This is a genomic window from Bartonella propinqua, assembly GCF_047263965.1.
In the GTDB taxonomy this organism is placed as follows: Bacteria; Pseudomonadota; Alphaproteobacteria; order Rhizobiales; family Rhizobiaceae; genus Bartonella.
In genome coordinates this window covers 36,067-48,564 of record NZ_JBLEBK010000009.1, presented here as the reverse complement: position 1 = coordinate 48,564, position 12,498 = coordinate 36,067, and the positions used below count along the sequence as shown (strand labels likewise).

Below are 12,498 nucleotides of genomic sequence, written 5' to 3'. Positions count from 1 at the left end.
GTGTGGGTGGAAACATGGTTAAAAGAAAAACTGAAAAGCACACAGAGCTTACGGATGCAGAAAAAGAAATGCTGCAAGAGATAATTGTTACCTACCAAAGTGTGAAAATGATGTCTCGCTTTATGAAATGGATAGTGCTCATCATCGTTTTATTTATTCTTGAATTTGCACGCCTCATGGATGCGTTAGATAACATTCTCACGCATCTAAAGCAGTGGATAACAAAAAATTAAAAAAGCTTGTTGCTTAAATTATTTTACAGTATAACACGAAACGTTCTATATTATACATCATAATGCATCGTTGTTTCAGGTATCTTTAAGGATTATTATGCTTTTTACTTCATTTAAATTAGAAAATTTTCGAGGAATTTCACAGCCTGTGGAAATAGATTTTACAAAAGGGAATCAAGATTTTCCTTTTGTTCTTGTTGGCAATAATGAATCGGGAAAAACTACAATTTTAAAAGGTATTCATTCCATATCTGCCCTTTGTCATGGAGAAGAAGCTATATCTGCGCTTTGTCGAGCAGAAAAAGTAGAAAATTTTGATGTTTTTATTCGTTCAAAATGTGCTTTTTTTAATAAAAAAACTATTTTATCAACGCGTATTTTTTATGATGCTGACGATATAAAAATATTGAAAAAAGCGTATAGCAATAAAAAGAAAAAATATAATAAGACTTTTAATGATAATGGCGGAACGTTTGAATTATCTTTTGTTTATGAATTTGTGAGTAGCACATGCAAAGATAAATGTACATTAATTGACAATAAATGTATAAATAATATTGATTTTATTATGAAATGGATAGCTGAGCGAACTCCTGAAATAGTCTATTATGATGATTTCATGTTTGATGTGCCTGATATAATTAGATTTTCAAAAAAAGGGTGCGGTAATGAAGACCCATTATTAATTTCACAAAAAAATTCTCAATGGCAGATGATTTTAAATGATCTCCTTGTAGGAAGCGAGTATAAACGTACTGAAGATTCAACACTAGATTTTAATATTGATTTTCAGAAAGATGTTGTTGACTGCGATGATACAGATGCGGTTGATCAGCGTTTGGCGGCTATGAACGGTTATTTAAATTCAGTAGTAAAAAAAGATTGGGTAGATATTACTGGAGATGAAAGGGCGCCTACTAAAAGCGCATTTACTAATTGTACATTTGTAATAGAAAGACCTAATAGTAATTTCAATAGTAATTTTGCAGATTTTTGTTTAAAGATTAAAGCAGAGAGTAATTCTTTTTCTGTGCATGAAAGAAGCAAAGGATTCCGTTGGTTTTTTTGTTTTAAAATTTTTACAGAGATTCGTACGCATAGAAGTAAAAATGGGACGGTTTTCTTGTTGGATGAGCCCGCGAATAATTTACACATTTATCCACAAGAAAAAATATTAAGCTGTTTACAAAATTTGCCACAAGTAGAGCATAATAAAGTAATTTATTCAACGCATTCTCCTTATCTTATTGATGAGAATAGTCTCGTTAATTTGTTTTCCGTATACAATGAGGCAAATGATTTTGAAGAATCTAAAATTATCTGTGAAAATTTTTTCGAATTAAGTCATACTCCCAAAGCTGCAAGAAGTATTGATCCTATTATACAAAAATTATGCATTAGTGAGATTAAAAAAGGGGGTATTAATCTTAATGACAAATTAAGTCAGCTTGCTGATGCTGCGGGGAAAGGAAATCAAATTATAGAGTTTATAAGAAATGTTGGCTATATCCTTACAATAACTAATTTGGTATCGTGAAACTATGGTTTAAGGTTATAATGAAAGTTTTTCTCATTTATCTTCTGTAGAGACTGGAAAAATTAACGAACACAATTCATTCTGAAACATTAAAATTGATTGATCCTGTCGCACCAGCTGTTGCTTATATTGGAAGCAAAAGAAGGTTAGCCAAAACTATTATCAAAATCATTGAAGACATTCCGCATAATCTTTATGCCGAACCCTTTGTTGGAATGGGGGGGGATATTTTTTAGACGGAAGTTGATTCCACCAGCAGAAATTATCAATGATTGCTCTGGTGATGTGGTGAATTTTTTTCGGGTGTTACAACGCCATTATTAGCCCTTTATGGATATGTTGAAATTCCAGATTAGCAGCCGTCAAGAGTTTCAACGTCTCTCTCTGGCAAGACCCAAAGGATTTAACCGATCTAGAGCGTGCTGTTCGTTTTTTTTATCTACAAAAATTAGGCTTTAGCGGTAAAGTTGCTAATCGCACGTTTTGCGCTGAGATGAGTCGTAGTGCACGATTTAATTACTTTAAGGTTGAAGCATTATTAGAGCTTATTTATCGCCGCTTGGCAGGTGTTACCATTGAACAGTTAAATTGGTTAGATTTTATGATTCGCTATGATCGACCAAATACCTTGTTTTATCTTGATCCACCTTATTGGGGTGTTGAGGATTACTATGGAAAGGATTTGTTTAAGAGGGAAGATTATCAGGTGATGGCAACGATTCTTTCCCAATTACAAGGGAAGTTTCTTCTTTCTTTAAATGATGTGCCAGAGATTCGAAAAACCTTCAGCCAGTTTCATATAAAAGAAGTCACTACATTTTATACATTTGGCTCTTTAAAGAACACTGCTGCTAAGGAACTGATCATCACCAATTGTGATCTTTAACAGAAGAGAACAATCCTCTTTGAGGGGGCTTAAAAAACCCTTTGAAGCTTCCTTAAAACCCTTTGAAAAAATGAATTGGTGCAAAACCTAGTATCAAATTATGCAAAACATGATAACAATTTACACTGAAAAGAATTGATATTTTGTTTACGTTAAGAATAGATTTTTATGATACGAAATAAATAGTTCGTTATTGTAGATGATGAAATGAACATTATTAGGATAAAAAATAGGGAATAATTATGGGGAATTCTGCACTTAAAAAAAGACAAGAAAGAGGTAATATTCAACAATTTTCTATAAAAGAAAATCTTGTTGGAAGAGTGCGTCGTTTTCCTAAGCCTTCTACTTCAAGAGAGGCATTGCAGCCTGTTTTTGAAGCGGTAAGTAATGCTATTCATGCGCTTGAAGATTCTGCGCAAGGAAGTTACAGAGCTGATGGTGAAATAGATATAAAAATCGAAAATACGAATAAAAATAAATTACTTAAAATTGTAATTAAAGACAATGGCATAGGACTGGATAATGAGCATTTTCAAGCTTTTTGTACTGTAGATACTGATTTTAAATTACAAAAAGGGGGGAAAGGGGTCGGGCGACTTTTGTGGTTGCAAGCCTTTGATAAAATAAAGATTAATAGTGTATTCTTCGAGAAAGACAAATTTTATCGGAGGAGCTTTGATTTTTGTTTAGAAAACGATAATCAGATTCTTAATTATTCAAAAATACCCCTAATTAATCCAGAGATCACAGGAACAGAAATTATTTTTCAAGGTTTAAAAGATGATACATATAAAAACTACTTTCCACGCAAAGTTGAAACAATTATTGATCATCTGGGATCACATTTTTTTTCAGATTTAATCTTAGAACGGTTGCCCAAAATAAATTTTTGTGATGGTTCGTGTCTACTACCTGTTGATTTGATGAAAATGATTAGGGGATATTTAGTAGAAAATAGGGGTGAGACTACATTTGAGACCGAGGAATTTGGTTTATTAAAAATTCATAATTTTATTTGCACGCCTAGTGCTAGTTATAATTTTAAGGACAATCACCAGTTACATTTCTCCGCGCATAATCGCACTGTTATTACCAAAAGTGTAGATGGTCTCATAAATTCTGAGAAATTTGGAAATAACCAAGATTTAGTATATCATGGCTGTGTAAGCGGACAATATTTAGATGATAGAGTTAATCAAGAAAGAACAGCTTTTTCTTTTAGTGATGATATATTGAAAAAAATTATACGCGCTGTTGTTGATAAAATTTTAGATGACGTTCTTTCCGAAGAAAATGAAAAATATGAAAAAAAACGTTTAGATAAATTAAAAAAATTTTGTGAAGAGTATCCTTCCTATCGTTTGGATAGTTATGAAAATTTATTAAAGAAACTTCCCAAATCTGCAAAAAATGAAGAAGAGTTTGTTAAGGTATTGGCTATTTATAAGCTTAGAAAAGATAAAGATCAAAACAAGAGAGTTGAAGAAATATACAGTAAAATTATTAACGGAAAGACTAATACAAAGAGCTTCTCAGACGAAATTTTTAAACTTGCAGATGACGTTAAAGATGGAGAAAAAAGACAGTTAGCAGAATATGTTATACGTCGTGATGTTATACTTGATATTTTAGAAAAATTAATAATAGAGGTTAAGGAAGCTAACTCTGATAAATCTAATAAAGAAGTAAGGCATTTAGAGAAGACATTGCATACACTTATTTGTCCTATGCATATTCGAGGTGATGATCCTCAGACTTCTAATAATCCGAATCATGATTTATGGATCATTGATGAAAGGCTAACATTTACAAGATATTTCTGTTCTGATGTTCCTTTTAATAAAATTATGACAAGCAGTACAGCGAGGTTGCGTGCTGATTTATTATGTTATGATAGGGTGCATGCTCTAGGTCGTGTATGCCCTTCTGATGTAGATTTAGATAGATTAATGTTGGTGGAATTTAAAAGACCAGGAAAGACACAACATAAAATAGGTTATTCTCCTGATTATCAAATCAAGAAATATCTTAATGAACTTCAAGGAAATCGCATAAAGACATTCGATAATAAGAGTATAAAAATTTCAGATAAATGCGTCTTTTACTGTTATATTATTGCTGATATTGAAGGTGAACTGGATATCCAAACATCTGATTGGCAAGAAACAGCCAATGGGCGAGGGCGAATTTTGAGTCTACACGGTAAATTTCGAGGAACGATTGAAATAATAGAGTGGCATGACTTATTGGTGGATGCTAAATTAAGAAATCAAGCCTTCATTTCTCAATTAAAGGTTTAATTTCTTAAAAATCTCTTTGCTTATTTAAAACGATGTCTCTCAAAAAGCTTAATATGGCATACTTGATTAGTTTAAGTTGATAGCAGGAATAATGATTTTATGAAAACTAATAAAAAAGAGCACATTTTATAAAGCGCAAGGGTAAGAATCTTCTTTTGAATTGAGTAGATATTTATTATAAGTTTAACTATATTTTACTAAGTTAAACAATATATAATTATGTGCAGATTGCAAAGGAGATAGATATTATGAGTGCAAAAAGTGAACTTATAGCAACCAAAGTAGATACAAACCTAAAAAATGCGTTTATGTCTATAGCTGAAAGAAAACACCGTCCTGCATCTCAAATTTTACGTGATCTCATTCGTATCTATGTTGAAAATAACAAGATACCTAATGAGGAGACGCTTGAAACTTTTTACAAAACAGACAGAAACGAAGATGTTTTTCATGCTAAAGATATTGCTGACTTGTGTAAGCAACTGGATATTTAACCATGCGTTCAGTGAGCTACTCAAAAAAATTTAAAAAGGATGTAAAACGAGAAAAAAAGCGTGGCAAAGATATTCGAAAGCTTTTAGCGGTTATAAAGCTTTTGGTCGAGAAGCAGCAATTGCCAGTTATATTAAATGACCACCCTTTACAAGGAAACTGGAAGCCTCGTCGAGATATTCATATAGAACCCGATTGGTTATTGATTTATATAGTTGACGATGAACATGTCCATTTTGAGAGGACAGGTACGCATTCAGATTTATTTAGATAAGAAAGATATTTTACGAAGGTATATTTGAAAATCTTATTCCCTCACCTTTATTTATGTATCCCTCACCTTTAAAAAACATAAATAAAATCAAAATGTTAATTATAGAAAAAAATAAATTGATAAGCGCGGTAGAATGATAAATTTTCTTCCCTATTGTCTTGATATTTTACGTGCTACAGATCGTGATCGTTATATGTCGGTTTTATTTGCGCCTAAAAAAAAGCGCAGTGCATTAGCCGCTCTTTACGCTTTTAATGCAGAAATTTCTCGTGTTCGCGAAAGTGTGCATGATCCACTTATTGGTGAAATGCGACTTCGCTGGTGGTATGATTCTATCGCTAACGGTGAGATACGAAATAGCGAAAGAAATCCGATTTTGAATGATTTGTTTACTGCAATTTCTCTTTTTAATTTACCGAAGTCGGATTTTTTACGTTATTGTGATGCACAAATTTTGGATCTTTATAAAGATCCGATAGCAACTATTCATGATCTTGAAGCTTATTGTAATAAGACAACAAGTATAATTTTAAAGCTTTCTTGTCAGATATTAGATTTTGATGCGGCACAAAATTTTACGGATGCCTGTAAACATGGAGGATTTGCTCAGTTATTAAGTGGAGTATTGCGTCTTTTGTCATTTATGCGATCGCGGTATCAATATTATTTCCCTGTTGAGATGCTAAAAGCTGTAGGAATGGATAGGGAAGAGCTCGAGTCTAATCGTATTAATGATGAACAAAAGCGCTACATCATTGAAGCTGTGGTAGCGTTATCGCAAGAGCATTATACTAAGTTTTATGAATGTTCTATTACTTTGCCTAAAACGCTCAAACCAGCATTTCTCCCATTAGCAATTGTGCCAAGATCTCTTCAAAAAGCAATGCAGTTGGGGGCGGCAGTTTTTCAAGAGAGTGCAACTTTACCATTGCTTCATCGCTATTGGTTGATAACAAAAGTAGCGATGAGTGGGAATCTCCCAAAAATATTATAAGGATAAAAGAGTGTGTTATTAAGAAGGGAGGGAGCAATAAAAATGCAAGTAAATTTTTTGTATTGAAGGTACGGGCAATGTTATAAAGTTATACCCGTTACTCTTGTTATCCAAAAAATGATGCTGACAAGTTGATTAGGGTGATCTCAAAATTTTTAAAAATTAGACTTATGGTGTTAAAAATAATGCGCACCCATTTAGTGTATCATATATCAATAATTGATTTAAAAAATGCAAAACATAAGATTAAATTTATATAATATATGAGCCATTTTTTGTTATAACTTAGGTTTTAATCCTCAGCAGCTCAATGTGTGCAGTATAACTTACTTTATTGATGAAATGTATCTTTTATTTTGATGAAAAAAATATCTTTATCAACTACAAAAAAGTTATGGCTGCGGATAAACCGTGAAGCCATAAGTAATTTTTACGTGCCATGACATAACATGGGCATGATAATTTAAAAAAAACAGCACTTTTAAATGCACTGAAGAAATTATATTTCAAGTTTCACTTTTTTCTGCAAGTCTGTGAATTTGTAAAAAATCCCACTAATTTATACAGACGTCATTTATCTTGATACTCGTAAAGAAAAAATCTATTTTTTCTCACTGTAAAAGAAGTGTTCTTAATCATTTTATTCAATAAATATTAAAATTGCTTGTAATATTTTCACTGAAGAGCATTTAAGATTTGATGATAGTTAGTACTATTAATTTTCAAAGGGTGTTCCTTATTCGCAACTTTGAGCATTTCTAACTTTAAGTCTTCTCTCATCATCTTATCTATATTGGTACGGATATCAGGTGAAAGTGTATGAGCGGTGATATCTTCAGGTATAGTAACGGCCTTTACTTGATAAACGATACGACTGGTTAGATCCAAACCTTTTACTATGCCGTAATAGTCTTTTGGACCCAAAAATAAAGCTTTAATGCCTTCAGATCCGAAGATTTCAGATGAGTCTTGGCGCCGTAAGGCTTGTGTCGTTTGTTTTGTAATACCAAGCTTATGTGCAAGAAAATCAAGATTTTTTCCTTCATTGAGCTGTTTGAGAATATCTTTAGCTTTTTCATCAAGAAGGCGTTGAATTTCTTCACTTTTCCATTGGGTAAGAACCTCTTGTTTAGCTTCTTCAAGTGTTTTATCACGAGCTGGGATGATCGCATCTACTTTATACCAAAGATATCCACCTTCTTGAAAAGAAAGAGGATCAAGATCAGTTCCTTCATTTGATTGATAAATGGAATTCAGTAAAATATCTTTTTGAGGTAAATCCGTAAGTACTGTACCTTCAATTGTTTTTCCTGTTTTATCAATGGTAACTGTATGCAGAGGCAATTTATATTGGTCAGCAAGTTCTTTGAGAGAGGCTCCTTCAAAACGAGCATTTTCAATTGTCGTATAATTGTTCCGTATATCATCTGCTGCACGACTTTTGGCAAGTGTTTGACGGATAGTCTCTTCTACCTTTTCAAAGGGGATAGGGCTTGAAGGTGCAATATGCGTAACGCGAATGATTACAGGTCCTTGTAAATCATTGATTACAGCACTAACTTGCCCTTGTTTGAGTTCAAAAACCTCAGATCCCAAATAATTAGGCAATTCATTTTTTGTCAAAGGCCCTTTTGTTATGTCATTGAGAGTCTTTTTTTCAGCTTTCACCAAGTCATCAAAACTCAGTCCATCAGCTATTTTTTTTGCTGCATTATCAGCAGCTTCACGTGTGGAAAACCGTAATTCTTCAATGATACGCTTTTCAGGATCAATAAAATGTGATGCATTTTGAGTATAATAGGTTTTAGCCTCATCAGTTGAGATATCTTGTGGTTTTATAAACTCAGCAAGTTTCATAGATAATAAAGAAACAGTACGGTATTCTGGAGCGCGAAATTGATTTTTATGAGTTTCAAACCATTTTTGCAATATTTCTTGATCTGGATTAGCAATTGTTGCTTTTTCTTTTAGATCAATAATGAGATAATCTGCGATACGAGTTTCTTCTTGATAAAGAGCGAGTGCTTTATAAAAGAGATCTGGTGCCTTCATACCAGACAGAGAAGCCAAAATGAGTTGATTACGTTTCTCCTTTTTGGCGTAATAATCAAGGAAATCATTTTCGCTAATATGTAATTGCTGAAGGTAGTTATGGAATAAGTTTGGATTAAAGGCACTATTTTTTTGAAACATATTATCAGCGCCAATGATATGGGCGATTGCATCTTTTGAAAGACTAATTTTCATTTTTCGCACTTGTTCATCAAATAGCACATCTTGTTGTAGCTGATTGAAAACAAAAGCAGGAATTTTATATTGTTGCATTTCGCTTGGTGTAAATATTCGTCCCAAATAAAAAGCGCGTGCTAAATGTGCGCTTTGATCAGCGAGTGCGAGGCGATAATCATCAATAGTTGCTGTGGATTTTCCAGAAGTGATAAGATCCCTTTCATCTTGCGTATGTAATTGTGGGACCCCCCATAAAAGAATAAAGCATAAGAGCAAAATAGCGAGAAAAGTTCTGGCAATCCAAGATTTGGTGGCGTTTCTTATAACGTCAAGCATTATTCAGCTCCATTTGTTGGCACAATTATCATCAAAGCAGTAAGGAAATCTGCAATAAAGATGCTGAAGATGCAAGCTGAAAGACTTGCTTTCGTTTTATAATTTGATATTTAAGGGTAAATAATGTGTTGTGATAGCTTTTGAGGTAAAGACATGTCTCCAAACATTCGGCCTTTGATTGCTGGAAATTGGAAAATGAAAGGGACTGGTGAGTCTCTTGGGGAATTACGCGCTATTGCTGCTGCTATTAGCTCTGATTTAGGTTGTTTATTGGAGGCGCTTATTTGTGTTCCCGCAACGCTTTTGTCACGTGCTTTTGATACACTGGAGGGGGAAAATCTTTTTTTAGGAGGGCAAGATTGTCATTTTGATGATAGTGGTCCTTATACTGGGGATATTTCAGCTTTTATGCTAAAAGAAGCAGGAGCAAGTCATGTCATTATTGGACATTCAGAACGTCGCACGGTGTATTATGAAAGTGATGAAGTTATCTGTACTAAAGTGCAAGCAGCGTGGCGAGCAGGTCTTGTGGCTCTTGTTTGTATTGGTGAAACATTGGAAGAGCGTGCAAATAATAAGGTATTGGATGTTCTTTCACGCCAACTTGAGAGATCTTTACCAGATGGCGCAACAGCGCAAAATACGATCATTGCTTATGAACCTGTATGGGCTATAGGTACAGGCAATGCAGCAACTATAGAAGATGTGGCAGAAGTGCATGAGTTTATTCGCCATAAGATGCGTTCTCGTTTCGGTGATGAAGGATCCAAGATGCGTTTGCTTTATGGTGGGTCAGTGAAAGCATCTAACGCATTAGAGCTTTTAAGCGTTGCGCATGTGAATGGTGCTTTAGTCGGGGGGGCAAGTTTAAAAGCGGTTGATTTTCTAGCTATTTGCGATGTTTATCGTAAATTACAATGAAGAAATCTTGTTCTCTCTTGGCTTGTGTGTAATTTATGTGTAAACAGCCATAAATAGTTATTTAAAGAGTAGGGTTTATGCAAACAGTACTTATTGTTATTCATTTTTTGGTTGTTATTGCTTTGGTTGGCGTTGTATTGCTTCAGCCTTCAGAGGGCGGTGGGCTTGGCGTTAATAGTGGTTCGGGGCTTATGAAGACGCGTGGGGCTAAAAACGCATTGACGCGTTTGACAGCAATCTTGGCGTTTTGTTTTTTTGTGGTATCCATTGCACTGATCGTGGTTGGAAATATATCAAACTCTAGTTCTGATATTCTCAAGCGTATTCCAGTTAATGCAGAGCAAGACTCAACAAATAAAGCGGGAGCTGCATCGTCAGAAAGTGGGTCTCAGCCTTCTATTCTTGAACAACTTGGTGGTGTTTCAGTGTCTCCTCAAGAAAAAAATGAATCTGTAGATCCTGCAGCTGAAAATCCAGTTCCACCACTGCTTGAGAATCCAATTTCCGATAACGATGAGAAATAGTTTTTTCAAGATAATACGGATTTTAAAAAGGTGATTTTTCACCTTTTTTTATTTTTATGAAGAAAAACTATTTTTTTTGCATTTTTTACTGGAAAAACCATCATAAACTGCTTATCACCATAAGCCCATGGCACGTTATGTTTTTATTACTGGTGGTGTGGTTTCTTCCCTTGGAAAAGGGATTGCAGCGGCAGCTTTAGCTGCATTGTTGCAAGCGCGTGGATATCGCGTGCGGCTTCGCAAACTTGATCCTTATTTAAATGTTGATCCAGGCACAATGTCACCTTACCAACATGGTGAAGTATTTGTTACTGATGATGGTGCAGAAACGGATCTTGACCTTGGTCATTATGAGCGTTTTACTGGATGCTCTGCGAATAGCCAAGACAATATTACAACAGGGCGTATTTATCGCAATATCATTGAACAAGAACGACGTGGTGGTTATTTGGGGGCAACAGTTCAAGTTATTCCTCATGTTACAGATGAAATTAAGAGATTCATTACGACAGGAAATGAAGAGTTTGATTTTGTTTTGTGTGAAATAGGTGGAACTGTTGGTGATATTGAAGCAATGCCTTTTCTTGAAGCGATTCGTCAGCTTCAAAATGAGTTACCAAGGCAAAGTGTTGTCTATGTGCATCTTACATTGATGCCTTATATTGTGTCAGCAGGTGAGTTAAAAACCAAACCTACTCAGCATTCCGTTAAAGAGTTGCAATCAATAGGGATTGCTCCTCATATTTTGTTGGTGCGTGCAGATCGATCTATTCCAGAAACAGAACGATACAAATTATCCCTTTTTTGTAATGTGCGTCCGAGCGCAGTTATTCAGGCATTGGATGTGCCAACAATTTATGATGTTCCTATAGCATATCATAACGAGGGCTTAGACTCAGAAGTTCTGTACGCTTTTGGAATTGATCCAGCACCTAAACCAAAAATGGATCGCTGGAAAGATATTGCACATCGGATCCATCATCCTGAAGGAGAGGTGGCAATTGCAGTTGTTGGAAAGTATACGGGCTTGAAAGATGCTTATAAATCTCTTACCGAAGCGATTGCGCATGGTGGATTGGCTAATAAAGTAAAAGTTAATATTGAGTGGATTGATGCGGAGCTTTTTGAAAGAGAGGATCCTGTGCCGTATTTACAAAAAGCTCATGGAATTTTGGTTCCTGGTGCTTTTGGAGCGCGTGGTGCAGAAGGTAAAATCCAAGCAATTCAATTTGCGCGGGAGCGTAAAATTCCGTTTTTAGGTATTTGCTTTGGAATGCAGTTAGCTTGTATAGAGGCTGCGCGCAACATTGCACATATTGAGAATGCTTCATCAAGTGAATTTCATGAAACACAAAATCCGATTGTAGGGTTAATGACAGAGTGGTTTAAAGAGGGTGTTCTTGAGAAGCGTACAAAATGTGAAAATTTTGGTGGTACAATGCGGCTTGGTGCTTTTGCAGCTGAATTAAAAGAAGGTAGTCATATCGCTCAAATTTATGGAAGGACAAAGATTTTTGAGCGGCATCGTCATCGTTATGAAGTAAATATTGATTATAAAGAGAAGCTTGAACAGTGTGGTTTGATTTTTTCTGGAATGTCTCCAGATGGTGCCTTGCCAGAAACGATAGAGTATGCAGATCACCCTTGGTTTATTGGTGTTCAATATCATCCAGAACTAAAATCACGTCCATTTGATCCACATCCGCTTTTTGCTTCTTTTATTAAAGCGACTGTAGAACAGAGCCGATTGGTTTAGCTTGTAAATTTTG

The 12,498-nt window shown here is 34.7% G+C and carries 10 protein-coding genes and 1 pseudogene; 10 read left to right on the top strand and 1 reads right to left on the bottom strand.

The genetic code is table 11. The annotated features are described in order from the left end of the window. Window positions 1-14: 14 nt before the first annotated feature. The 7 genes and pseudogenes from ACMFKV_RS06310 (at window position 15) to ACMFKV_RS06280 (ending at window position 6,719) form a co-directional block, all read left to right on the top strand. Window positions 15-233, top strand: coding sequence for a hypothetical protein (locus tag ACMFKV_RS06310; RefSeq protein WP_413154771.1), 219 nt, complete (start codon window positions 15-17; stop codon window positions 231-233). A gap of 97 nt (window positions 234-330) precedes the next feature. Then, window positions 331-1,770, top strand: coding sequence for an AAA family ATPase (locus tag ACMFKV_RS06305; RefSeq protein WP_413154768.1), 1,440 nt, complete (start codon window positions 331-333; stop codon window positions 1,768-1,770). Between the two features lie 215 nt (window positions 1,771-1,985). Then, window positions 1,986-2,656, top strand: a pseudogene (locus ACMFKV_RS06300) (DNA adenine methylase). Between the two features lie 242 nt (window positions 2,657-2,898). Continuing rightward, a complete protein-coding gene (locus ACMFKV_RS06295) occupies window positions 2,899-4,959 on the top strand; it encodes an ATP-binding protein (RefSeq protein WP_413154767.1) in 2,061 nt (686 codons plus the stop codon). A gap of 248 nt (window positions 4,960-5,207) precedes the next feature. Beyond that, window positions 5,208-5,453: a ribbon-helix-helix domain-containing protein gene (locus ACMFKV_RS06290; protein ID WP_332061128.1), complete on the top strand. Its 246-nt coding sequence runs from the start codon at window positions 5,208-5,210 to the stop codon at window positions 5,451-5,453. A gap of 2 nt (window positions 5,454-5,455) precedes the next feature. After that, window positions 5,456-5,725, top strand: coding sequence for a type II toxin-antitoxin system RelE/ParE family toxin (locus ACMFKV_RS06285; RefSeq protein WP_413154766.1), 270 nt, complete (start codon window positions 5,456-5,458; stop codon window positions 5,723-5,725). A 133-nt stretch (window positions 5,726-5,858) separates the two neighbouring features. Then, window positions 5,859-6,719: a phytoene/squalene synthase family protein gene (locus tag ACMFKV_RS06280; protein ID WP_413154765.1), complete on the top strand. Its 861-nt coding sequence runs from the start codon at window positions 5,859-5,861 to the stop codon at window positions 6,717-6,719. 675 nt (window positions 6,720-7,394) lie between these two features. Here ACMFKV_RS06280 and ACMFKV_RS06275 read toward each other — a convergent pair. After that, window positions 7,395-9,284, bottom strand: coding sequence for a peptidylprolyl isomerase (locus tag ACMFKV_RS06275; protein ID WP_413154764.1), 1,890 nt, complete (start codon window positions 9,282-9,284; stop codon window positions 7,395-7,397). A gap of 153 nt (window positions 9,285-9,437) precedes the next feature. Between ACMFKV_RS06275 and tpiA the strand changes: the two genes are divergently transcribed. The 3 genes from tpiA to ACMFKV_RS06260 all read left to right on the top strand — a co-directional run bounded on the left by tpiA (window position 9,438) and on the right by ACMFKV_RS06260 (window position 12,485). Then, the gene (gene tpiA / locus ACMFKV_RS06270; RefSeq protein ID WP_413154763.1) at window positions 9,438-10,205 is read left to right on the top strand and encodes a triose-phosphate isomerase; all 768 of its coding nucleotides are present in this window, start codon (window positions 9,438-9,440) and stop codon (window positions 10,203-10,205) included. Window positions 10,206-10,282: 77 nt separating this feature from the next. Continuing rightward, window positions 10,283-10,729, top strand: a complete 447-nt coding sequence (gene secG, locus ACMFKV_RS06265; RefSeq protein ID WP_413154762.1) for a preprotein translocase subunit SecG — start codon at window positions 10,283-10,285, stop codon at window positions 10,727-10,729. 127 nt (window positions 10,730-10,856) lie between these two features. Beyond that, window positions 10,857-12,485: a CTP synthase gene (locus ACMFKV_RS06260; protein WP_413154761.1), complete on the top strand. Its 1,629-nt coding sequence runs from the start codon at window positions 10,857-10,859 to the stop codon at window positions 12,483-12,485. The last annotated feature ends 13 nt before the right edge of the window (window positions 12,486-12,498 follow it).

Bases quoted from the DNA above. Each gene is read 5' to 3' on its own strand.
- ACMFKV_RS06310 (WP_413154771.1), top strand. From the start codon at position 15: ATGGTTAAAAGAAAAACTGAAAAGCACACAGAGCTTACGGATGCAGAA.
- ACMFKV_RS06305 (WP_413154768.1), top strand. From the start codon at position 331: ATGCTTTTTACTTCATTTAAATTAGAAAATTTTCGAGGAATTTCACAG.
- ACMFKV_RS06295 (WP_413154767.1), top strand. From the start codon at position 2,899: ATGGGGAATTCTGCACTTAAAAAAAGACAAGAAAGAGGTAATATTCAA.
- ACMFKV_RS06290 (WP_332061128.1), top strand. From the start codon at position 5,208: ATGAGTGCAAAAAGTGAACTTATAGCAACCAAAGTAGATACAAACCTA.
- ACMFKV_RS06285 (WP_413154766.1), top strand. From the start codon at position 5,456: ATGCGTTCAGTGAGCTACTCAAAAAAATTTAAAAAGGATGTAAAACGA.
- ACMFKV_RS06280 (WP_413154765.1), top strand. From the start codon at position 5,859: ATGATAAATTTTCTTCCCTATTGTCTTGATATTTTACGTGCTACAGAT.
- ACMFKV_RS06275 (WP_413154764.1), bottom strand. From the start codon at position 9,284: ATGCTTGACGTTATAAGAAACGCCACCAAATCTTGGATTGCCAGAACT.
- tpiA (WP_413154763.1), top strand. From the start codon at position 9,438: ATGTCTCCAAACATTCGGCCTTTGATTGCTGGAAATTGGAAAATGAAA.
- secG (WP_413154762.1), top strand. From the start codon at position 10,283: ATGCAAACAGTACTTATTGTTATTCATTTTTTGGTTGTTATTGCTTTG.
- ACMFKV_RS06260 (WP_413154761.1), top strand. From the start codon at position 10,857: ATGGCACGTTATGTTTTTATTACTGGTGGTGTGGTTTCTTCCCTTGGA.